Raw genomic sequence first — 22,358 nt, 5'->3', positions numbered from 1 at the left:
TTTTGTAATTTTAAGTTATTCCTCTGGGAATTATCTTCCAAGATACCGCTCCTTTTTAATATAATTAACATCATATAATAGCAAAAAATTTTGAAAAATGCTATAAATTTGACAAAAATATTAAAAAAGATGTATAATTAATGTTAGAGAATAACTAGATTTTATAAAGGAGGTTATTATGGAATTTGGACCAATACCAGCACTGAATGAATTTCAGATGGATAGTGTTAAAAAATATGAAATAGTAAATGAAATAAATCCTACTAAAAAAGTTGATAATGACCAACAACCTAAAGAAGTTCAAAGTGTTCAAGATAAAATAGCAGAAGAAGTTAAAACAAATAAAGTTAAAAAAGGAGACTTCTCTACATATAATGAAGTAACTTTGACCAACTTAAGTTTTGGCTATAATGAAGAATCAAAAGATTTTTTTGTAAAAGTACAAAGAGGTGATTTTGAAGCTCAATATCCTACAGATGAGATGATGAGATTAAAAGCATTTATGATAAGCTCAAATGAAAATGAAGCTAGTTAACTATAGAATTGTTTTTCAATTCTAATAAGTTACTTGCTTCATAATATTTTTTATTGTTATCTAATTCTTCTAACAAATAATTATATTTTTTAAATACTTCCCAAACTCTTTTATAAGCATTAACTCTTTTTTTTCTATATAAAGCCAAGGCAGTAGCTCCATTAATAAGACCTTGAACTGCTTTTGCTTTAGATTTTTCTTCTATTCGTTTGTAATATCTCCACTCTTCTTCTAATAATTCATGGGCTTCCACAAATTTCTCTTCTTTAACTGCTTTTATAAATCCATCTATACTCAAGAATTAAGTTCTTTATCTAAATAATACCCTGTATATGAACCTGTTCTTTTATGGTTTGTTGCTATTTGTTCTGGTGTACCCATATCAACTATTTGCCCACCTTTGCTTCCACCTTCAGGTCCCATATCAATAACCCAATCAGAATTTTTTATAATGTCAAGATTGTGTTCGATTACAAGCACTGAATTTCCTAAATCAACAAGGTGATGTAATACTTTTGTAAGTCTATCAACATCTGCAAAATGTAATCCAGTTGTTGGTTCATCTAGTACATAAAGAGTATTTCCCGTATCTTTTTTACTTAGCTCTTTACTTAATTTTATTCTTTGTGCTTCTCCACCTGAAAGTGTCACAGCATTTTGCCCTAAAGTAATGTATCCTAAACCAACATTTTGTAAAGTTTCTAATTTAGCAAATATCTTTGGAACTTTTTTGAAAAATTCAATTGCTTCATCAACACTCATATTTAATACATCAGATATTGATTTACCCTTATATAATATTTCTAATGTTTGGGTATTGTATCTTTTACCATGACATTCATCACATTTAACCATAATGTCGGGTAGGAAGTGCATCTCTATTTTTATTTCACCTTCACCTTGACATTTCTCACATCTTCCACCTTTTACATTAAATGAGAATCTTCCTATTTGATAACCTCTAAGTTGTGCCTCTTTTGTTTTTGAGAAAAGAACTCTAATTTCATCCATTAATCCTGTATAAGTTGCTGGATTACTTCTTGGTGTTCTTCCAATTGGTGATTGGTCAAGATAGATAACTTTATCAAGATCTTCAAGTCCTTCAATAGAAACACCATCCACTTTATTTACTTTTCTTGCATGATTTAAAAGCTCTTTTGCAACTGGAAGTAGGGTTTGTAAAATAAGTGATGATTTACCACTTCCACTTACTCCTGTGATTGCACATAGATTTTTAAGTGGAATTTGAACATCAAGATTTTTTATATTGTTTATTGTTACATTTTTTATTTCTATAAATTTTTCTTGAGGTCTATTATGCACATAATCTATTTTTTTCTTCCCAGTTACATATTGGGCAGTTAAAGTTTTTGCTTTCATCATCTGTTTTAATGTTCCTGCAAATACAATCTCTCCTCCATATTTACCAGCATTTGGTCCAATATCTACAATATAATCAGCAGCTTCTATTGTCTCTTTATCATGTTCAACTACTATTACTGTATTACCTTTTTCTTGTAAAGCTCTAAGTGTTTTTATAAGTTTATTTGTATCTCTTTCATGTAATCCAATAGATGGTTCATCTAATACATACATTACCCCTGTAAGTCCTGAACCAATTTGAGAAGCTACTCTTATTCTTTGTGCTTCTCCTCCACTAATTGTTCTTGCATCTCTTCCTAAAGTTATATATCCTAACCCAACATCATTTAGAAAAAAGATTCTCTCTTTTATCTCTTTTAAAATTGGAGCTGAAATCATTTTTGATTGGTCAGAAAAATATTTGAAGTTTTCTTCATCATGGAAAAATTTAAATGCATCATCAATTGGTAAAGTAATAATTTCTGAAATAGTTTTATTAGCAACTTTTACTGCTTGAGATGAAGGTTTTAATCTATTTCCTCCACAATCACTACAAGCTTTTTCAGTCATATACTCGCCTAAATCTTTTTCATCTTTTATCATGTCATAGGCAATTTTAATAATACCTTCCCATTTTCTTGTAAGTTGGTGTCTTTTCCATGTAAATACAGCATCTTCAACTCCACCATGAAGTATAGATTTTTTTTGATGCTCTTCTAATGTATCAAAAGGAACTGAAGTATCAATACCAGCTGCCTCACAATGAGCTTTTAACATCTTAAAGTAATAACCTTTGTTAAAACCATAAATTACTCTAATTGCTCCATCATCAATGCTTAGACTCTCATTAATTACTTTTTTCATATCAAGGGCATATCTAATTCCTAAACCATCACAAGATGGGCAAGCACCTTTTGGTGAGTTAAAAGAGAAAGTTAATGGTTCAAGAGGTTCAAAAGAGATCTTACAATCAAAACAAGCCATGTGTTCAGAGTAATGAATATGTTTTTCAGTACCTACTTCTTCATGGTTCATAATTTCAACTTCTAGTTCTCCAAAACTCTCTTTTAGCCCTTTTTCAACATCTTGTGCAATTCTATCTTTGTTTTCAGCTTTTACAACAACTCTATCAATTACTACTTTGATAGTGTGCATTTTATTTTTTTCTAGTTCAACTTCTTCATCAAGTCTAACCATTACTCCATCAATTATAGCTCTTACATATCCCTTAGTTCGTAGACTCTCAAGCATATCTGCAAAGGAACCTTTTTTTCTATTTACTAAAGGTGCAAGAATTACTATTTTTGACTCTTCTGGTAATTGTAATACTTGCTCAATTACATCTGAAGCACTCATCTTTGAAATAGGTTTCCCACATTTATGGCAGTGTTGGGTTCCAACTCTTGCATATAAAAGTCTAAAGTAATCATAAACTTCTGTGATTGTTCCAACTGTTGATCTTGGATTTTTAGAAGTTGTTTTTTGGTCAATTGCAATAGCCGGAGTTAATCCTTCTATTCTTTCAACATCAGGTTTCCCAACTTTATCTAAGAACTGTCTAGCATAAGCAGATAGTGATTCTATATATCTTCTTTGACCTTCAGCATAAAGTGTATCAAAAGCTAGAGTTGATTTACCAGAACCACTAAGACCTGTAAAAACTATTAGTTTATTTTTTGGTATTTCTAAATTTACATTTTTTAAATTATTTTCTTTTGCATTAAATATTTTTATTGAATCTGTCATAATTGTTTATCCATTTTATTATAAATTATTTGAGTTATATTTTAGTCATTCTACCAAAAGAAACTGATATTTAGTACCTAGTTTTTGGAAGTTTGACTATAAACTCATAACTAAAGTAGCTTTAGTATTAATAACTAAAATCTACTATTTTTTTTCTTTTCATTCATTTAAATTTCTTTTTCTAAATGTATAGTTTGAGTAGGGAAAGCAAACGAACAATTATTTTTCTCTACTAATTGTGAAATCTTTATGATAACATCTTGTTTTGTTTCTAGCCAATCTTCCCAGTCAGGACTTCTACTAAAGCAATATACTAATATATTTATTGAACTATCTGCATATTCATCAATGTAAACTAAAGTAGTGTTTTTTATACCAATTAAATCTTCTTTTTTTAATAAATAAGGTTTTTTATCAATATTTAACTTTGTACTTGCAATTGATGGGTGTTCTTGTAACATCTCTCTAATGTCAATGACTAGATTCTCAATATCACTCATTTTACTTCCATAAGTAATTCCTATTGCCATTTTGATTCTTCTTCCAATTACTCTTTTTGACCAGTTTAATATTGACATATTTGCTAATTGAGCATTTGGTACTGTTATCATTGCATTTGCAAAGGTTCTAATTCTTGTTGTTCTCATTCTTATATCAACAACAGTTCCTTCAACACTTCCAGCTTCTATCCAATCCCCTTGAGAAAAGGAATTATCAGTAATAATATTTAATGATCCAAAGAAGTTTGTAAGTGTATCTTTTGCAGCAAGTGCAACTGCTATACCACCAATACCAAGTGAAGCAATAATAGCTTTAATATCAAAACCTAATTGGACTAATAAAAATAGAAGTAGACAAATAAGTATTAATATTTTTAGAATTCTTAAAATAAAATCTACCATCTCTTTTCGCATATTTGGATAATCATTAAATATTTTATCCGATGAAAGATTTATATAGTTTGTTAATATTCTATAAAACATATAAGATAAAAGTGCTAAATAAACTGTAGTGAACCAAGGAACAAGTTTATTTACTATACTTGCATTATCAATAAGTAAAAAAAGAGATAATTGCAAAGCAAAAATATACATAAGAATAGAAACAGAAAAACTAAAACTACTTGGAATAATATCTAAAATAGAGATATCAAGAGTTTTTATTTTTTTTGATAATTTCTTATTAAATAAACTTGTAAAAAATGGTAATATTTTTCTATTAGCTATAAAGAAAAGTATAAAAATAAAGATTAGAATAACAATTTTACCTATTGAAATATGAAAGTAATAATCAAATATTTCGGATATATTCTTTATATAACTAGTAGAATCAATTTTCTTAATCACATATTTTAAACTTAATTCATCTAAAATAAAATTACTAGGTCTATATTCATTCATATTTGATTTGAGGTAATTAAATACAAGTAAATTTGCTTTTATTTGAGCTTCCAATGTTTTCAAAGAAGTTTTGAAATCAGTAGAAAGAGTATCATTTAAATCACTTATTTGAGAAGCAGTTTTTTTAAATATATTTAGATCAATATTCTTTAATTTTTCTATAGAATCATTAATTAAAGAAATATAATACTTTTTATCTTTAAAGGAATTTTTTCCATCTATTATTGAATTGATTGTTTGAGCAAAGTCTTTTTTATTTTCTAATATGGTTATTTTTAAGAGGTCTCTTGAGACAGCTAAATTGTTGTCATATTTAGAGTTAACATTTATTTTACTATTTAAAAATTTAGTTTTTTCATTGTAACTTTTTTCATCGAAAGTATAAGGAATCTCTTTATTTATATTTTTTACAATTTTTTCCATTTCATTATCGATTTTTTCAATTTGAGTATCTGTATTTAATTTAAAATTTTTACTTTGAATAAGTTTAATAATAAAACCCAAATCATAAGGATCTACTTCATTAGTTGTATTGTTTTCATCTGTTTGTATCTCATCTGTAGTTTGATCACTTTGTTGATTTTTTACCTCAGTATCTGCTATGGGAAGATTATTTCCAAAGAGGTTTATTGTTAGTAGTAAAAGTAAAATAATTTTCAATAAATTGTATTTTTTTGTATTGTGCATTTGATATCCATTGTAAAAATTAAAGCAGCCATTATACCATAATAAAAGATTAAACAATCATTTGGTATTTTACCTATTATTAATTATAAAGGTTAAGTAGAATGAATATTCTTAATAGTTTTGAAATAGAAAATGAACTTTTTTATTATTATGACTTGAAAAAAGTTTTTTCAATATATGAAAGCTTAAAAGAACTTCCAATTTCTTTAAAAATACTATTAGAAGAGAATTTAAGAAAAGCATCAAATGATGAGGAAATAGAGTATATAATTGATACTTTTTTAACTAGAAAAAACTCTTTAATTAATTTTTATCCTTCAAGAATGATTACCCAAGATTTTACAATACTTCCTTCTTTGATTGATTTGGCTACCTTAAGAGAAGAACTAAAAGACACTTCAGAGAAAATAGATAAAATCAATCCTAAGCTTATGGTTGATTTACTTTTTGATTATGATTTAGAACACAATTGTTCGCAAGAAGATATCCAATTCCAAATAGAAAAAAATAAAGAGAAATATAAATTTATAAAATGGGCTCAAAATAGTTTTAGTAATTTTCGTGTTATTCCCCCTGGTTCTGGAATTTGTCATCAATTAAACTTAGAATATTTATCTACAATTATTCATCTAGAACAAAAAGATGGAAAAAATTATTTGTTTCCTGAAACAGTTTTAGGTAGTAATTCAAATTCTTCTATTACAAACTCATTAGGAGTATTAAGTTATTCTGTGGGTGGAATAGATACCCAATTATCAATGTTAGGATATCCTATAGAGTTTAAGTTACCCAAAGTTCTAGGTGTAAATATAAAAGGAAAACTACGAAAAGGGATTACATCATCTGATTTAGTCTTATATTTAAAATTTAGATTAAAAGAACATGGAATAGATAATCAAATAGTTGAGTTCTTAGGTGATGGACTTTCTGAGTTAACACTAGAAGATAGATCTTTTTTATCTAATATGGCCTCAAAATATGGTGCGATTTCTTTTTATTTCCCAATAGAAGATAAAACACTATTATATTTTAGTAATACAAAAAATAGTAATGAATTCTCAGAACTTATTAAGATATACCTGAAAAATCAAGAACTTTTCTTTGAAAACAAAGAGTTGTCATTTGATGAAACTATTGAGATAAACTTAAGTGAGTTAGAACCTATTATTTTTGACTATAAAGATGTAGAAAATAAAGTACAAGTAAAAGAATTAGATAATCTACATATAACAAAAAAGGGAATAACTCTAAAGGACACATCTATTGTATTAGCTTCTATTAATACTTGTACAATGGTGTCAAATCCTTATTTATTGATACATGCTGGACTTGTGGCAAAAAAGGCTTATGAATTAGGAGTTAAAGTTAATGAAAATATAAAAAAAGTATTGATAATAAAATCTCATATTGTAAAAAATTATTTAACAAAACTAGAATTATTGAGTTACTTTGAATATTTAGGTTTTGATATTATTGCTAATGAGTGTGATACTATTTATTCATTAGATGAGAGAATAGAAGAAGAGATTAGAAAATATAATTTAAATGTTGTTTCAATAAGTTCTGGAAATAGACATTTAAAAGAAAAAACTCATCCTTTGATAAAATCAAGTTATCTTATGTCTCCATCTTTAGTTGTAGCGTATACATTAACACAAACAATAAAGAGCAATATTATTAAAGAAATGAAGACTTGTGAATTTTGGCCAAAGAATGATTTAGTAATTGAATATTTAAATAAATTAGATTTTAGTTTTTATAATGACATATATAAAAATATATTTTTAGGAGATATCTTTTGGCAAAATATACAAATATCTGATAATAAAACTTTTGATTGGGATACAAACTCCATAGATATAAAACAATCAAACTTTATAAATAGTGTTGAAGATGAAAATAATCAAATTGAAAATGCAGGTATACTAGCACTTTTAGGAGATAATATAGAGACTAAAGATATTTCTGCTCAAGGACAAATATCTTTATATTCAGAAGCTGGTAATTATTTAGAACAAAAAGGTATAAAATCATTTGATTATAATACTTTTGAAACTAGATGTGGAAACTTTGAAATTATGTCAAGGGGAATGTTTGACAATGTAAGGCTTAAAAACAAAATAATTTCAAAAGAGGGTGGATTTACAAAAGATTTTGAAAAAGATGAAATAGTATCTATTTATGAACTATCTCAAAGATTTAAACAAAGACAAAGACCTTCAGTATTGTTTGCTGGTGAAAACTTTGGAATGGGTAAAGAAATAGAGTGGTCAATTAAAGGAATAAAATCACTTGGAATAAAAGCTATAATTGCAAAGTCTTTTCATAAAAAGTATAAATTTGATTTGCACTGTCTTGGAATATTGGCTTTAGAATTCACAGAAGGTGAAGATATAAATATATTAGCTATAAAAGGTGATGAGGTCATTGATATTAATTTAGATGAAAAAGTAAAAACAAATAGTTTATATAATTTAACAATAAGTTCAAATAGAGGAATTATTGAAACTAAGCTAAATAATAGTATTACTAAAAGCAATTATAAAAATAATAGGAACTTAAGTTTATTATTAAATGACTTGATATCAAAATAATAATAAAGTATAAAAATCATAAAAGGGATTAGACAATATGTCATTTTTAAAATTAAAACTATCAGATAAGATAAATAAATCACTTACTGAAAGTACCTATATTAAACCAACTGCAATTCAAGAAAAAGTAATTCCTTTAATATTAGAACATAAAGATATTATTGCAAGAGCACAAACTGGAAGTGGAAAAACTGCAAGTTTTGTTTTACCCATATTAAATCTTTGGAATAATCAAAATTATGAAGGAAAGCCAAAAATCAGATGCTTGGTTTTAACTCCAACAAGAGAGTTGGCATTACAAGTATCTACTGCTTTTTTAACATTTAGTAAATATATGAATAAGAAACCAAAAGTTGTAAGTGTTATTGGAGGGGAAAGTATTGGTGAACAGTTATTAAGTATTCAAAAAGGGTGTGATGTTATTGTCGCTACTACTGGAAGATTACTTGATATTTTAAAGAAAAAACAGATGGATTTATCAAATCTTGACTTTTTTGTTTTAGATGAAGCCGATAAAATGCTTGATTTTGGTTTTGAAGAAGAGTTAGAACTTTTATTAGAAGTTCTACCAAAAGAGCGTCAAAATCTTCTTTTCTCTGCAACTTATCCTACAAAGATGTTAAATATTGCCTCAAAAATAACACAAAATCCTATTGAAATATTTATTGAAAATGAAGAAACAACAGTTCAAAGTATAAATCAAAGGGTAATAGAAGTAAATAAAGAGAATAGAAGTGCTTTACTTAGACATTTGATAAAAGAAGAGAATTGGCAACAAGTTTTAGTTTTCATGGCAAATAAACGCTCATGTGACAATTTAGCTTTTAAATTCAGAAAATATGGTTTTGAGGCTGAGTCTTTTCATGGTGATTTAGTTCAAGAAGAGAGAAATGAAACTTTAGAAGATTTTAAATCAAATAAAATAAAAGTACTATTTGCTACAGATATAGCTGCCCGTGGATTGCATATAGATAATATTTCATGTGTGGTTAATTATGACTTACCAAGGGCTGCTGCTGATTATATTCATAGAATAGGAAGAACAGGAAGAGCAGGGAAGAGTGGTATTGCAGTCTCTTTTATATCCCATGAAGATAAAGAACATTTTGATTTAATTGAAAAACGAAGTGATATTAATCTTGAAAAAGAGCAAATAAATGGGTTTGAACTAACAGGAGCTCCTATAGAAAAAACAAAAGGAACTGCTCCCGTAAAAGGTAAAAGAAAAAGTAAAAAAGATAAATTAAGAGAGCAAGCTTTAAAAAAGACTAAATAGTCTTATAAATCATTATTGAAAAAGTTAAGGTATACAAAATAAGAATGTATTTTTTATAAGAGACTAGATTAATCATATTTTTTATTTTTATACCTAAATATACACCAACTAAAGAGGCTAAACCTACTATTATACCTTGAGAATACATCATATGACCATTGAAGCTTAAAGATATAAATCCAGCAGTTGAAGAAAAGATTACAAAAAATAGTCCTAGGGTTGTTGCTCTTTTTAAATTGTAATTCATAAATCCAACTAAAATTGGAGTTATAATAATAGAACCACCAGCACCCACACTCATGGCAATCGCACCTGAAATCGCACCAATTAATACAAGTAATAATATAGATTGATTTTTTTCTTTTTTGTCATGTTCAGCAGGAGTAACAAAAAGTTTTAAAATTGAAGCTAGCATAATTAATATAAATATATATTGCAAAGTTAGATTTGAAAATGTAGCAACTACAAATCCTGAGCATAGACCTCCTAAGAAGCCTCCACTTCCAATGGCTATTCCATCAACTAATATACCTGATTGTTTTTTACTATTTAAAAATGAACCAAAAATTGAACTAAATACCATTTGAACAACTGAAATAGATATGGCTTCTTTCATAACTAATCCAGATAATAAAAGCATTGGAACAAGTATCATTCCTCCTCCAACACCAAAAAAACCTGAAACAAAACCTGTAACAAGTCCTAAAAATAGAAGTTCAAAAATCATTATCTAATAGAGTTCATTGCAGAAATAAATTTTTTGTAAATACATTCAAGATCTGTATCTTCATTAGTCAAATCAATTCCATCATGTTTTTTAATTGCATGTTCTAAAACAGCAACTCTTTTTAATAGATATTCAAACATCTCTTTATTTATATCTGGTAAATCTCCATGATTTAATCTACCATTTTTATCATCTCTTTTGATAATTTTAGCAGGTACTCCAACTGCAGTTGAGTTTTTTGGTACATCACAAATTACAACAGAATTTGCTCCAATTTTGCTATTTTTACCAACAGTAATATTTCCTAAAACTTTAGCGCCACTTCCAATTACAGAGTTTGATTTAATAGTAGGGTGTCTTTTACCCTTATTTAAACTAACTCCTCCAAGAGTTACACCTTGGTAAATTAGTACATCATCTTCCACAATTGCAGTTTGTCCAATAACTACACCAATTCCATGGTCTATAAATACTCTTCTCCCAATGGTTGCAGCTGGATGAATATCCATATTACATAAAAATTGGGTAAGTCCCATTATTATTCTAGAAGTTAGTTTGAAATTCTTTTTATAAAGTCTATTTGCAATTCTATGATTGATAACTGCCCAAACTCCAGGGTAATTAAAAATAAGTTCAATATTAGAGTTTAGTGCTGGGTCATTTAATTTTGGAACAGAAAAGTCTTCTTTTATCTGTTTCCAAAGAGAGATTTTTTCAGTATTTGGTTCTGGTTTAATTGTTTCTTTATTTATTTCATCACTCATAATAACTCCATATAGTTTTTAAATAACTATTTTCATTTAAATATTTTTTCAAATCTTTATAAATTTCTGGATCCAGATTCTTTCTTAAAATATTTTTCATATTATCTGTATCATAATCAATGTCTTCAAGGATATCAATTATTTTTTGAGATTCTAATATTTTTTCTAATACAACTTTCCCATCTTTAAATACTACATTAACTTCAGTTGGGTGTGAGAAGAGGTTATGTTTCATTCCTAAAGTATCTTGATATGCTCCAACATTAAAAAAGCCTAAGAAATAGTCCTCTTCATTTAAATTTATATCATGTAAATAAAGTGGTTTTTTTGAGTCAAAAGGAATTTCCCCATCACTATCACAAGTAATATCCCATAAAGAAGCACTTCTTGTAGGATTTTTGTCTAAATGTGTTAAAGGCATTACTGGAAATTCTTGATCGATACCCCAATAATCAGGAAGTGATTGGAAAAGAGAAAAATTCAATAAATACTTTTCTTGAATACTTTCATTAAGTTTTTTTAACTCTCCATAATCATTAATTTCTAAAAATGAAATAGCTTTTTTTATTATTTGGTGGGTTAGAACTTCTGCATTTGATCTATCTTGTAAATCAATATAACCTAAATCAAAAAGTGTTAAAAGTGATTCCATGTGATCTGTACTATCATGCATATACTCATAAGCAGTTTTTTTAGTCATATCTCTATGTAAATAAAATAACTCTTGAATTAGTGGGGGATTTTTTTCTTTTAGTTTTAATTGATCAAGTTCATATTCAGATGAAAAAAGCTCTAGTACAGGAGTTATAAGTACTGTTGAAGCAGCTGAAATAAATCTTCCTGATTCTGTGAAGATATTTGGTTCATCAACACCTTTTTGCTTAGCAATATCTTTTAATGTAAATATAACATCACTTGCAAACTCACTAAGTGAATAAAATCTTGTTCTTTCATAGGCATTATATTCAACTGCTAAACCACCACCAATATTAATTGATTTTAAGTTAGTTGCACCTAAATTTTTAAGTTCTGCATAAATATGTCCAGATTCTCTTAGTGCTTTTTTTAATGGTTTTATTGAGTTCATTGCTGAACCTATATGAAAGTGAATCATAGTAAGATAATCAACAATATTACACTCCTCCATTAATTCATATGCTTCAAGGATTTCAGTTGATGTAAGACCAAATTTAGAGTTTATTCCTCCACTTTTAGCCCATAATCCGCTTCCACCACTATGAAGTCTTACTCTTAATCCTATATTTGGACATTCAAGTTTTGTCTCTTTTAGAACTTCTACAATCATCTCAAGTTCATTTAAACCTTCAATAATCAAAGTAATATTATGTCCCATTTTTTTTGCAATAAAACCTAAATGAATCATCTCTTTATCTTTAAATCCATTTACAGTAATAGGAGAACCTATATTATTATATGTCATTGCAATAACAAGTTCTGCTTTACTCCCAGCTTCTAATCCATAATTGAATTTTTTTCCTTCATGTATCAAAGGGTGAATGAAGTTAGGTAATTGATTTACTTTTAAAGGAAACACTGCATTAAATGTTCCTTGATAGTTATACTCTTTTATACTTGCATTAAATACATCATAAAGTGTATGTATTTGTTTTTTTGTTATATGTGGAAATCTTAAAAGCAAAGGGCCTTTAAAATCTTGTTTTCTAATATCTTTTACAATAGATATTAGTGATGGTTTACAGTCAAAATTAACTTTTGCTAATCCATCTTCAATAATAAAATTATCATCACTCCAGATGTCAATACCATAATCATTCACTATTAAAAATCCTCTAATTTTAAATTTTGTTCTTCTTGTGTATCTATATTTTTTATATAAATTGTTCCATTGTCTAGTTCTGTCTCACCAATCAATGCGACAATATTTGCACCATGTTTTTCAGCTATTTTGAAATGCTTTCCAAAACTTCTTGGGCTATACTCTATAATAGTTTTTGTTGTCTTTCTTTTTTTAAGAGCAACTTTTGTTATTGTATTTAGTGCATCTTCACTCATCGCACCTAAATAAATTGTATCTTCTTTTATATCTTTTTGTTTTATTAGTTCAAGTAATCGCTCAATTCCTATAGCAAATCCAATTCCAGGAGTTGCTCTTCCACCTAAAAACTCTACAAGTCTATCATATCTTCCACCACCTGCAATTGCACTTTGAGCACCAATTTCATTTGATGTAAATTCAAAGGCAGTTTGAGAATAATAATCTAAACCTCGAACTAAGTTTGAATCTATAACATAACTTACATTATTAAAATCTAAAATCTCTTTTAATTTTTCAAAATCACTATCACATTTTTCACATAAATTATCTGTTATCTTTGGAGCATTGACTAAAAGTGATTGACATTTTTCATTTTTACAGTCTAAAACTCTTATAGGATTTGTTTCTATTCGTCTATTACAATCCTCACAAAGTTCTGTTTTTATATTTGTTAACACTTTTACAAGATTTTCTTTATATGGAGGCATACAAATAGGGCAACCTAATGAGTTTAGTTGTAAAGTAAAGCCAATACCAAAGAAATCTAAAATCTCTTTTAGCATCATGATAATATTTGCATCTTCATAAACAGAATCTATGCCAAAAACTTCACAGCCAAATTGGTGAAATTCTCTAAGTCTTCCTTTTTGTGGTCTTTCATATCTAAACATAGGACCATAATAGTACCATTTATATGTTCCACCAGCACGGTCAAATTTGTTTTCTACAAAACTTCTAACAACCCCTGCTGTTCCTTCTGGTCTTAAACATACATCATTTTCACCCTTGTCGATAAATTGATACATCTCTTTATTTACAATATCACTACTTTCTCCAACACTTCTTTTAAAAAGTGCAGTCTCTTCTAAAATAGGAGTCTCCATGTATGTAAATCCATAGTTCTTAGCTATTTTTGAAGCATTTTCAACAAAATATGTAAAAAGTTCACTCTCTTTTCCTAAAATATCATTCATCCCTCTTAGACTTTGAATATTTTGTTTACCCATTTATAAAATCCTCAATTTTTTTTGCAATTTCTTCTATACTTAAACTTGCATCTATAAAGATGTAGTTTAAACTTAACAAATCAATTGTCTTTTTCATTCTATTTTGAATATCAATTAAATAATCAATTCCCCTTGATTCAATTGAATCATTTGATTTATTTCCTAATCTTTTTGTTAACTCTTCTTTACTCAATTCTAATAAAATAGTATGGCTAGGCAAAGTATTTTCCGTAGCTATCAAATTTAAAGTTGTGACAACTTCAATTGGCAAACTTGAAGCATAAGCAATACCTGAAATAACTGATCTATCTGAAATAATCATTTTGTCAATATTTGGTTTTATTACCTCTTCTATATGTTCAGCTCTGTCTGCTAAAAATAAAAACATCTCTGCAATTTTTGATTTGGCTTCACCATTAAGTGCCATTTCTCTTAGTTTACTACCAAGTTTTGTCGCCCCTGGCTCTTTTGTAAAAATAGCCTCACTAAACTTTTTTGATAGAATTTCAAGCTGAGTAGATTTTCCAGCTGTATCAATTCCTTCTATAACTACATACATTCTATAACCTCTTTTGGAACTAAGTGTTGAAACTTACCTTTAAATAATATAATTTCTCTAACAATTGTAGAACTAACAAAGGCATTTTCAAGCGTTGGCATAAGATATAAAGTCTCAATTGTCTTATTAATTGAAGAGTTTGCATATCCCATTTGAAGTTCATATTCAAAATCACTTACTGCTCTTAAACCCCTAATAATAGTTGTAATACTTAAACTAGTTGCTAAATCAACTAATAAAGTATCAAATCCTACAACTTTTACACCACTAATATTTTTTGTGGCTTCTTTTGCGAATTCAACTCTTTTTTCATGGGAAAACATAGGTTTTTTTCTTTCACTTTTTGCAACTGCTATAATTACTTCATCAAAAATATTTGCTGCTCTTTTTATAATATCCATATGTCCATTTGTAATTGGATCAAATGTACCTGAATATATAGCACTTTTGTATGATGAGATTTGTTCTTTATTTTCTTTATTCATCTTCTTTCCATCTTTTATATAAACTATTTTCTATTCCTAAACTGTCATACCATTTTCCAATAATAAAGTTTTCCATTTCATCAATTGTTGTGTTATTTGAATAATAACCCAATATAGGAGGTGAAATAATAACACCCAATGATGACAATTTGGTCATATTTTCTAAAGGAATCTGAGAAAAAGGCATTTCTCTGGGAGCTATTAAAACTTCCCTTTTTTCTTTTAAGGATACAGCAAATGCTCTTGTAATTAGATTATCTGCAAAACCATATGCACATTTTGCTAAAGTATTCATAGAACATGGGATAATTACCATCTTGTCAATTTTAAATGAACCTGATGCAATAGGTGCAGCTATGTCACTATTCTTAAAAAGTTTGATATTTTCTTGATTTTTCAGTTTTTCAAATGCTGAATTATGTTCATATTTTAATGCAATTTTTGCACTTTCTGAAATAACAACAAAAGCTTGGATGTCCTGAGGTAAAAGCTCTAAAAATTTAATTCCTAAATTTACTCCACTAGCACCGCTAATTGCTACAACTAATCTCAATTTAGATCCTTATATTCTTTAGATAAATTAGTGATATTAGCCTAAAAAATCTTTATTTTCAAACAATTATGTATTATGTTTCAGAATTTAAAAGTTAAAAACTTATTAAAAGCTTAAATTTAAGCTAATATTAATCATTGGAATGCTAACATTTTGTATTACTATAAATTAAGATAAAGCAATCATTTTGTATAATTTTATTAATTTAAGTTATACTAAATGTTTAAAGGATAATTATGTCTAAAAATTTCACTTATTTAAGAATAAATAAAAATAATAAAAACTATACAGAAGAACAAGAAAATGGAATTATTAATTATGTCAAGAAACATAATATGGAAATTTTTCATAATATTGAGGTAGAAATCAACACTCCATCTGAAGAAAAAAATATTTTAGAATTATTAAAATCATGTAAAATGAACTCTACTTTAATCGTATATGATTTAAATGTTTTTGGAAGAACGATTGAAACAATTTTAGAAATTGTTAAATTTTTATTGGAAAATAAAGTAAGAATTTTAGTGATAAAACAAAACCTAGAATTAGTTGATAATGATGACATGCTTACAAAAATGGTTTTAGGAATGATATCTATGACAATTGCTTTGGAAAAAGACTTAATGAGTTTAAGAACAAAAGAAGCTCTAAGTGCAAAAAAACTAAGTGGTCAAAGTTTAGGTAAACCAAAAGGTACTATCCAAAAATCAAAATTTGATAAACAAAGAGATAAAATAGAAGAACTTTTAAGTGTGGGATTATCTGTTAGAAAAATAGCAAAACTTTTGGGATATAACAATCACATTGGTTTAAATAACTATGTAAAAAAAAGAAATATTAGAGAACATAGTACTTCTTTAGAAGAATTAGCAAGTTAAATTTATATCTCTACTTTCATATTTATATTTACTTCAAAAATATTATAGTATCATATTAGCTATTTAAAATATGGAGAATATATTATGAAAGTATTATTATTAAAAGATGTAAAAGGTACTGGTAAAGCTGGTGAAGTAAAAGAAGTTTCTGATGGTTATGGGAAAAATTTTTTAATTGGAAAAGGTTTAGCATTACTTGCAACAAATGAAGTTTTAAATAAACACAAAGCTCAAATGAGAAGAGAAGCCCAAAAAGAAGCAGAAGAAATAGAAACTGCAAAAGAGACTGCAAAAATACTTGATTCTCAAAAATTTACAATAAAACATAAAATTGGAGCTAATGGACACTTGATTGGTTCTGTTACAAATAAAGAGATTGCTGAAATATTAAAAGAGCAAGCAGATATTGATTTAGATAAAAAAAATATAACATTAAATTCAAAAGTAAAAACAGAAGGTATCTTTGAAGCAGATTGTAAACTAGGTCATGGAATCCATGGAACAGTTAAATTTGATGTAATTGCTGAGTAAAATATGTTTGATGCTACTACGATATTAGCCTATAAGGCAAAAGATAAAGCAGTTATTGGTGGAGATGGTCAAGTTACTTTTGGAAATACAGTTTTAAAAGGTAATGCTACTAAAATTAGAACACTTTATAAGGATAAAATTTTAGCTGGTTTTGCTGGAAGTACTGCAGATGCATTTAATCTTTTTGATATGTTTGAAACACATTTAGAAAATACAAAAGGTGATTTATTAAAAGCTGTAATTGCATTTTCAAAAGAGTGGAGAAAAGATAAAGTTCTAAGACGACTTGAAGCTATGATGATAGTTTTAAATAAAGAACATATATTTATATTATCAGGTACTGGTGATGTTGTTGAACCAGAAGATGGAATGATAGCCTCTATTGGAAGTGGTGGGAACTTTGCTATTTCTGCTGCAAGGGCACTTCAAAAGCACTCAAATTTAGACCCTGAAGATTTAGTGAAAGAATCACTAATGATTGCAGGAGAACTTTGTATTTATACAAATCAAAATATAAAATTATTAAAAATAGAGGATTAATACACATGAATATGACTCCTAAAGAGATTGTAAAATTTCTAGATGATTATGTAATTGGTCAAAATGATGCTAAAAAAACAATAGCATTGGCACTAAGAAACAGATATAGAAGAATGCAATTAGAACCAGATATTCAAGAAGAGATTATGCCAAAAAATATTCTTATGATAGGAAGTACTGGTGTTGGGAAAACTGAGATTGCAAGAAGATTAGCAAAAATGATGAGTCTTCCTTTTGTAAAAGTAGAAGCTAGTAAATACACTGAAGTTGGTTTTGTAGGTCGAGATGTTGAATCTATGATTAGAGATTTAGTTTTTGCATCAATGGACTTAGTAACAAAAGAGTATGAAGAAAAAATTCAAGATGGCATAGACCAAGAAGTAAATAAACAAATAATTGAAAAACTTGTTCCTCATTTACCTGAAGGTGCTAGTGAGAGTTCAAAAGAGTCTTTTATTAAAACTTTTAACAAAATGGAAGAAAAACTTTTAAAAGGTGAATTAGAAGATAAAGTAATTGAAATAGAGCTTCCTAAAAAAGCTCATGTTGAAGTTATAGATTCATCATTTCCTATTGATATGACTTCTATGCAAGAGAGTTTAAATAATATGTTAGGTTCTCTAAATAAAGATAAAATAAAAAAAGAAGTAAAAATAAAAGATGCAAGAAAACTTTTAAGAAGTGGAGCTAGTGAAAAATTAATAGATCAAGAATCTATTAAACACGAAGCCATAAGAAGAGTTGAGAATGGTGGAATTATTTTTATTGATGAAATAGATAAAATTGCATCTGGAAAAAGTAATCAAAATCAAGACCCAAGTAAAGAAGGTGTGCAAAGAGACTTACTTCCAATAGTTGAAGGAAGTAATGTTCAAACTAAATTTGGACAAGTAAAAACTGATCATATTTTATTTATTGCAGCTGGGGCATTTCATGTTAGCAAGCCAAGTGATTTATTACCAGAACTACAAGGGAGATTTCCTTTAAGAGTTGAGTTAAATGCACTTGATGAAGAGGCTTTATATAAAATATTGACAAATACTAAGAATTCATTATTAAAACAATACAAAGCTTTATTAGAAGTAGAAGGTGTAACTTTAGAGTTTGATGATGAAGCAATTCATTCATTTGCACACCTTTCAGTTGAAGCAAATCAAAAAGCTGAAGATATTGGTGCAAGAAGATTGCATACAGTTATTGAAAAAGTTTTAGAAGATATAAGTTTTGATGCTGATGAAAAAAGTGGAGAAACTATTATCATTACTAAAAAATTAGTAGAAGATAAATTGTCAGATATTGTTAAAGATGAAGATACTGCAAGATATATATTGTAGTTTTTATTTTTTTTTGGCTAAAATAAGGTAAATAAGTAATTTAAAAGGCGGACCCATGAAAATAGTAACATTTTGCAATATTGATGAGAAACTATTGGACTCTAGTTTTACTGTAGAGGGATATGAAGAAACATCAGGTGAAGCGGATATTGCAATTATAGATATTAATTCAATATTTGATTTTGAAGAAAACAAAGCAGCCTCTTGTAAAGCTAAATATGTTTCTATTGCAATTCTTGATGATCAAGATGATTATGATGCATTTAAAAACTTTGGTATTGATGCTTGGATTAAACATGAGGATTTATCTAAAATAAATGAATTAATTGCAGTTTTAAAGAAAAGGTTTTTGTCATAATTATAGATACACATTGTCACTTAGATAACAATCAATTTTATGAAGATGTAGATTCGGTAATCCAAACTGCAATTGAAAATGGTATTAAGGGATTTTTAATCCCTGGTGCTGATTTTAAAGATTTACCACAATCTATAAAATTGGCTGAAAAATACAAAGAAGTCTATTTTGCAGTTGGGATTCACCCTTATGATGCTCTATCATATGATGAAAATATCATGAAAGAGTACATTAATCATCCAAAATGTATTGCTGTTGGAGAGTGCGGTTTAGATTACTTTAGGCTACCTGAAGATGAGGAAGAAAAACTTCAAGAAAAAAAGTTGCAAAAAGAAGTTTTTATTTCACAAATTGAGTTTGCAAAAAAAGTGAAAAAACCTCTTATTGTACATGTTCGAGAAGCTTCTGATGATTCTAAAACTATTTTAGAAAAATATGGAGCAAAAGAAGTTGGTGGAGTTTTACATTGTTATAATGCAAGTGAACATTTACTCTCTTTGCGTGAACATGGTTTTTATTTTGGAATTGGTGGAGTCTTAACTTTTAAAAATGCGAAAAAATTAGTGGAAGTTTTGCCAAAAATTCCTTTAGATAAACTGTTAATTGAAACGGATGCTCCATATTTAACTCCCCATCCTCATAGGGGAAAAAGAAATGAGCCATTTTACACAAAATTTGTATCCCAAAAGATAGCAGAACTCTTAAATATTAGCGATGAAGAAGTTCAAAATTTGACTACAAATAATGCAAAAAAACTATTTAAAGAGTTTTCTAGCATAATTTAGATAAAATCTCAACTATTTACATAAATAGGATTGATAATTGTTTAAAATTTTTCTGATAATCATAACTCTTTTTTTGAGTGCTAATGCATCGTTAATAGGAAGTAACTTCTCACAGCGGGATTTACAAATCTTAAAAGAACTAGACATTGACCCCGCTTATATTACTGATTATAAACTACAAAAAACATACAATAGATATTTACAAAATATTCAAGACAAATATGTAAAAAGATTTAATAGAGCATCTCTATTTGTTCCAAAAGTAAAAGATATATTAAGAGAAGAGGGTTTACCTGAGACTTTTTTATATCTTGCAATGGCAGAATCAAGTTTTACCTTAGATGCAAAATCAAGAGCAAGAGCTACAGGTATGTGGCAATTTATGCCAGCAACTGGTAGAAACCTTGGTTTAAAAAATGATATTTATGTTGATGAAAGAATGGATATCGTTAAATCTACATATGCAGCAGCAAAATATTTAAAGTATTTACATGGAGAGTTTGGTAAATGGTATCTTGCAGCAGTAGCTTATAACTGTGGACAAGGAAGAGTTATTGAAGCAATTACAAGAGCAACTCTTGATTTATATGAAGATGAAAATGGTAAAAATAATGATAAATCAAAAGAGATAAAAGAGTATAGACATACTATAACTTTATATCAACAAAAAAGAGTTAGATTTAGTCAATTAAATAAAATCTATAAAGAAATCTTAACTTGGGATGTAAAACCAGATATTTATGAACTTTTAATGGAACAAAAAGATGTTAGAAGACAATATCTACCTGAAGAGAGTAGAAATTATATTAGAAAAATTATTTCACTTGCCATGATGAATAATCAAAGCTTTGTAACTGAAAATGATCATTCTCATATCAGAAACATAGGTGTAACTTCGCCAATTGCAACTGTTAGAGTAAAAGGTGGATTGCATTTAAAAAATATTGCTAAAGCTATAGGAATGGATTATAGAGATTTAAAAATGCTAAATAAACAACTTATCAGAAATATTATTCCTACTTATAAAAAAGATTATCAAATATATATTCCATATAGTAGATTATCTATATTTAATCAAAATAAAATGAATATAGAACCAACTAAATATCAAATACATATTGTAAAAAGAGGAGATAACCTTTATGATATTGGCAAAAAATATGGTATCTCTTATAAAGTTATTAAAAGTTTTAATAAACTTAAAAGTAATAGATTAGCATTAAAACAAAAAATAATTATTCCTTTTGTGGAAGGAACTGAATTAAAAACGAAAGATTATTATGTTAAAACTGGTGATACACTATTATCAATAGCAAAAATGTTTAGAGTGGAAATCAGTAAATTAATGACAGATAATAATTTAAAAAATAGTCTTATAAAAAGAGGAGATAAACTTGTTATTACGTATAGATAATTTAATTAAATTAGTTTTTATATTTGTATTTTCACTTCTTTTTAGTGGTTGTTTTTCATCATCATCTTATAATTATAGTAATTTTAATGTATTTAAAAAAGATAGAAGTAGTATAAATGTACCTGAACAAAAAATGAAAAACTCAGAAGCGATGCATAGAGCTACAATGCGACCGTATCAAGTGTTTGGTAAATGGTATTATCCAACTGTAGCTAAAGTAGGAGATGTTCAAACTGGAATTTCTTCATGGTATGGACCAAACTTTCATGCAAAACCTACTTCAAATGGCGAAATCTATAATATGTATAAAGCAACAGCTGCACATAAAACATTGCCTATGAATACAATGTTAAAAGTTGAAAACCTAGAAAATGGAAAATCAACTATTGTAAGAGTAAACGATAGAGGACCTTTTGTTGGTACTAGAATAATTGACTTATCAAATAAAGCAGCACGTGATATAGATATGGTAGCAAAAGGAACTGCAAAAGTTAAAATTACTGTTATAGGTTTTCATGGTAAAATTGCTCAAACTAAAGAAGAAAAAGAAGAAGTTGCAAGTGTAGGAAAATACTACTTACAAGTTGGAGCTTTTAGTAAGTATGCAGGGGCTAAAATCACTCAACATAAATTTAAAATAATGTTAAATGATGAATATGATGTTATAATTAAAAAAGGTATTTTTAACAATAAAGAGATAAATAGAGTTTGGATTAGTGGCTTTAGATCAGAAGAAGAAGTAAAAGACTTCAAAGAGAAAAACTCTCTACCTGGAACAATGATAATTGCAGAGTAATAGGAAATAA

General features: G+C 27.6%; 21 protein-coding genes. 11 read left to right on the top strand and 10 right to left on the bottom strand.

Features of this window, described 5'->3' with window-relative positions; all coding sequences use genetic code 11:
- Positions 1-178 precede the first annotated feature (178 nt).
- Positions 179-535, top strand: coding sequence for a flagellin (locus ACNI3D_RS10290; protein WP_129101095.1), 357 nt, complete (start codon positions 179-181; stop codon positions 533-535).
- On the opposite strand, the gene ACNI3D_RS10285 is transcribed toward ACNI3D_RS10290, so the two are convergent.
- From ACNI3D_RS10285 to ACNI3D_RS10275, 3 genes are all read right to left on the bottom strand, one after another.
- Positions 528-833 (bottom strand): DUF309 domain-containing protein, encoded by a 306-nt coding sequence (locus ACNI3D_RS10285; protein ID WP_419766912.1) that lies wholly within the window; start codon positions 831-833, stop codon positions 528-530. The two genes, ACNI3D_RS10290 and ACNI3D_RS10285, sit on opposite strands and share 8 nt — an antisense overlap.
- The gene (gene uvrA, locus ACNI3D_RS10280) at positions 830-3,643 is read right to left on the bottom strand and encodes an excinuclease ABC subunit UvrA (RefSeq protein ID WP_419766911.1); all 2,814 of its coding nucleotides are present in this window, start codon (positions 3,641-3,643) and stop codon (positions 830-832) included. The genes ACNI3D_RS10285 and uvrA overlap by 4 nt, the downstream gene beginning before the upstream one ends.
- 167 nt (positions 3,644-3,810) lie before the next feature.
- Positions 3,811-5,730, bottom strand: coding sequence for a mechanosensitive ion channel family protein (locus ACNI3D_RS10275; RefSeq protein WP_129101092.1), 1,920 nt, complete (start codon positions 5,728-5,730; stop codon positions 3,811-3,813).
- A gap of 101 nt (positions 5,731-5,831) precedes the next feature.
- Between ACNI3D_RS10275 and acnA the strand changes: the two genes are divergently transcribed.
- Together acnA and ACNI3D_RS10265 are read left to right on the top strand one after the other, a co-directional pair.
- Complete coding sequence (acnA, locus tag ACNI3D_RS10270; RefSeq protein WP_419766910.1) at positions 5,832-8,324, top strand: aconitate hydratase AcnA; 2,493 nt, start codon at positions 5,832-5,834, stop codon at positions 8,322-8,324.
- 37 nt (positions 8,325-8,361) lie between these two features.
- Positions 8,362-9,600, top strand: coding sequence for a DEAD/DEAH box helicase (locus ACNI3D_RS10265; protein WP_419766909.1), 1,239 nt, complete (start codon positions 8,362-8,364; stop codon positions 9,598-9,600).
- Here ACNI3D_RS10265 and ACNI3D_RS10260 read toward each other — a convergent pair.
- Genes ACNI3D_RS10260 through ACNI3D_RS10230 form a run of 7 tightly spaced genes read right to left on the bottom strand, consistent with a single transcriptional unit; the run spans position 9,593 to position 15,712 of the window.
- Positions 9,593-10,327, bottom strand: coding sequence for a sulfite exporter TauE/SafE family protein (locus ACNI3D_RS10260; protein WP_419766908.1), 735 nt, complete (start codon positions 10,325-10,327; stop codon positions 9,593-9,595). The genes ACNI3D_RS10265 and ACNI3D_RS10260 overlap by 8 nt on opposite strands.
- Complete coding sequence (cysE, locus tag ACNI3D_RS10255) at positions 10,327-11,091, bottom strand: serine O-acetyltransferase (protein ID WP_375724014.1); 765 nt, start codon at positions 11,089-11,091, stop codon at positions 10,327-10,329. The genes ACNI3D_RS10260 and cysE overlap by 1 nt, the downstream gene beginning before the upstream one ends.
- Positions 11,084-12,892: a biosynthetic arginine decarboxylase gene (speA, locus tag ACNI3D_RS10250; RefSeq protein ID WP_419768990.1), complete on the bottom strand. Its 1,809-nt coding sequence runs from the start codon at positions 12,890-12,892 to the stop codon at positions 11,084-11,086. Before speA ends, cysE begins: the two co-directional genes overlap by 8 nt.
- Positions 12,892-14,115 carry a histidine--tRNA ligase gene (gene hisS, locus ACNI3D_RS10245; protein ID WP_419766907.1) on the bottom strand — a complete coding sequence of 408 codons (1,224 nt, stop codon included), beginning with the start codon at positions 14,113-14,115 and terminating at the stop codon, positions 12,892-12,894. The genes speA and hisS overlap by 1 nt, the downstream gene beginning before the upstream one ends.
- Positions 14,108-14,674, bottom strand: a complete 567-nt coding sequence (gene tmk, locus ACNI3D_RS10240; RefSeq protein ID WP_419766906.1) for a dTMP kinase — start codon at positions 14,672-14,674, stop codon at positions 14,108-14,110. The genes hisS and tmk overlap by 8 nt, the downstream gene beginning before the upstream one ends.
- Entirely contained in the window at positions 14,665-15,159 is a 495-nt protein-coding gene (coaD, locus tag ACNI3D_RS10235; RefSeq protein WP_375724011.1) for a pantetheine-phosphate adenylyltransferase, read from the bottom strand. Before coaD ends, tmk begins: the two co-directional genes overlap by 10 nt.
- Positions 15,152-15,712, bottom strand: a complete 561-nt coding sequence (locus tag ACNI3D_RS10230) for a UbiX family flavin prenyltransferase (RefSeq protein WP_375724010.1) — start codon at positions 15,710-15,712, stop codon at positions 15,152-15,154. The genes coaD and ACNI3D_RS10230 overlap by 8 nt, the downstream gene beginning before the upstream one ends.
- A 236-nt stretch (positions 15,713-15,948) precedes the next feature.
- On the opposite strand from ACNI3D_RS10230, the gene ACNI3D_RS10225 reads away from it, so the two are divergent.
- The 8 genes from ACNI3D_RS10225 to ACNI3D_RS10190 all read left to right on the top strand — a co-directional run bounded on the left by ACNI3D_RS10225 (position 15,949) and on the right by ACNI3D_RS10190 (position 22,348).
- Positions 15,949-16,590: a recombinase family protein gene (locus ACNI3D_RS10225; RefSeq protein ID WP_375724009.1), complete on the top strand. Its 642-nt coding sequence runs from the start codon at positions 15,949-15,951 to the stop codon at positions 16,588-16,590.
- A gap of 84 nt (positions 16,591-16,674) precedes the next feature.
- Entirely contained in the window at positions 16,675-17,121 is a 447-nt protein-coding gene (gene rplI, locus ACNI3D_RS10220) for a 50S ribosomal protein L9 (RefSeq protein WP_375724008.1), read from the top strand.
- Positions 17,122-17,124: 3 nt separating this feature from the next.
- On the top strand, positions 17,125-17,661 hold the full coding sequence (hslV, locus tag ACNI3D_RS10215; RefSeq protein ID WP_375724007.1) for an ATP-dependent protease subunit HslV: 537 nt from the start codon (positions 17,125-17,127) through the stop codon (positions 17,659-17,661).
- Positions 17,662-17,666: 5 nt separating this feature from the next.
- Positions 17,667-18,995 carry an ATP-dependent protease ATPase subunit HslU gene (gene hslU / locus ACNI3D_RS10210; RefSeq protein WP_375724006.1) on the top strand — a complete coding sequence of 443 codons (1,329 nt, stop codon included), beginning with the start codon at positions 17,667-17,669 and terminating at the stop codon, positions 18,993-18,995.
- 55 nt (positions 18,996-19,050) lie between these two features.
- A complete protein-coding gene (locus ACNI3D_RS10205; protein ID WP_375724005.1) occupies positions 19,051-19,353 on the top strand; it encodes a hypothetical protein in 303 nt (100 codons plus the stop codon).
- Positions 19,350-20,138 (top strand): TatD family hydrolase, encoded by a 789-nt coding sequence (locus ACNI3D_RS10200; RefSeq protein ID WP_419768989.1) that lies wholly within the window; start codon positions 19,350-19,352, stop codon positions 20,136-20,138. The genes ACNI3D_RS10205 and ACNI3D_RS10200 overlap by 4 nt, the downstream gene beginning before the upstream one ends.
- Before the next feature lie 37 nt (positions 20,139-20,175).
- Positions 20,176-21,552 carry a lytic transglycosylase domain-containing protein gene (locus tag ACNI3D_RS10195; RefSeq protein ID WP_129101076.1) on the top strand — a complete coding sequence of 459 codons (1,377 nt, stop codon included), beginning with the start codon at positions 20,176-20,178 and terminating at the stop codon, positions 21,550-21,552.
- A complete protein-coding gene (locus ACNI3D_RS10190; RefSeq protein ID WP_419766905.1) occupies positions 21,533-22,348 on the top strand; it encodes a septal ring lytic transglycosylase RlpA family protein in 816 nt (271 codons plus the stop codon). Before ACNI3D_RS10195 ends, ACNI3D_RS10190 begins: the two co-directional genes overlap by 20 nt.
- Positions 22,349-22,358: the final 10 nt, after the last annotated feature.

Origin of the sequence: Arcobacter siniprincipis (SeqCode) (assembly GCF_048571125.1) — a bacterium.
GTDB lineage: Bacteria > Campylobacterota > Campylobacteria > Campylobacterales > Arcobacteraceae > Arcobacter > Arcobacter siniprincipis.
Note: the sequence above shows the minus strand (reverse complement) of the source record. Positions and strands in the feature narration are given on the sequence as shown.

Coding starts and splice junctions, on each gene's coding strand:
- ACNI3D_RS10290 (WP_129101095.1), top strand. CDS start 179: ATGGAATTTGGACCAATACCAGCACTGAATGAATTTCAGATGGATAGT.
- uvrA (WP_419766911.1), bottom strand. CDS start 3,643: ATGACAGATTCAATAAAAATATTTAATGCAAAAGAAAATAATTTAAAA.
- ACNI3D_RS10275 (WP_129101092.1), bottom strand. CDS start 5,730: ATGCACAATACAAAAAAATACAATTTATTGAAAATTATTTTACTTTTA.
- acnA (WP_419766910.1), top strand. CDS start 5,832: ATGAATATTCTTAATAGTTTTGAAATAGAAAATGAACTTTTTTATTAT.
- ACNI3D_RS10265 (WP_419766909.1), top strand. CDS start 8,362: ATGTCATTTTTAAAATTAAAACTATCAGATAAGATAAATAAATCACTT.
- ACNI3D_RS10260 (WP_419766908.1), bottom strand. CDS start 10,327: ATGATTTTTGAACTTCTATTTTTAGGACTTGTTACAGGTTTTGTTTCA.
- cysE (WP_375724014.1), bottom strand. CDS start 11,091: ATGAGTGATGAAATAAATAAAGAAACAATTAAACCAGAACCAAATACT.
- hisS (WP_419766907.1), bottom strand. CDS start 14,115: ATGGGTAAACAAAATATTCAAAGTCTAAGAGGGATGAATGATATTTTA.
- tmk (WP_419766906.1), bottom strand. CDS start 14,674: ATGTATGTAGTTATAGAAGGAATTGATACAGCTGGAAAATCTACTCAG.
- coaD (WP_375724011.1), bottom strand. CDS start 15,159: ATGAATAAAGAAAATAAAGAACAAATCTCATCATACAAAAGTGCTATA.
- ACNI3D_RS10225 (WP_375724009.1), top strand. CDS start 15,949: ATGTCTAAAAATTTCACTTATTTAAGAATAAATAAAAATAATAAAAAC.
- rplI (WP_375724008.1), top strand. CDS start 16,675: ATGAAAGTATTATTATTAAAAGATGTAAAAGGTACTGGTAAAGCTGGT.
- hslV (WP_375724007.1), top strand. CDS start 17,125: ATGTTTGATGCTACTACGATATTAGCCTATAAGGCAAAAGATAAAGCA.
- hslU (WP_375724006.1), top strand. CDS start 17,667: ATGAATATGACTCCTAAAGAGATTGTAAAATTTCTAGATGATTATGTA.
- ACNI3D_RS10205 (WP_375724005.1), top strand. CDS start 19,051: ATGAAAATAGTAACATTTTGCAATATTGATGAGAAACTATTGGACTCT.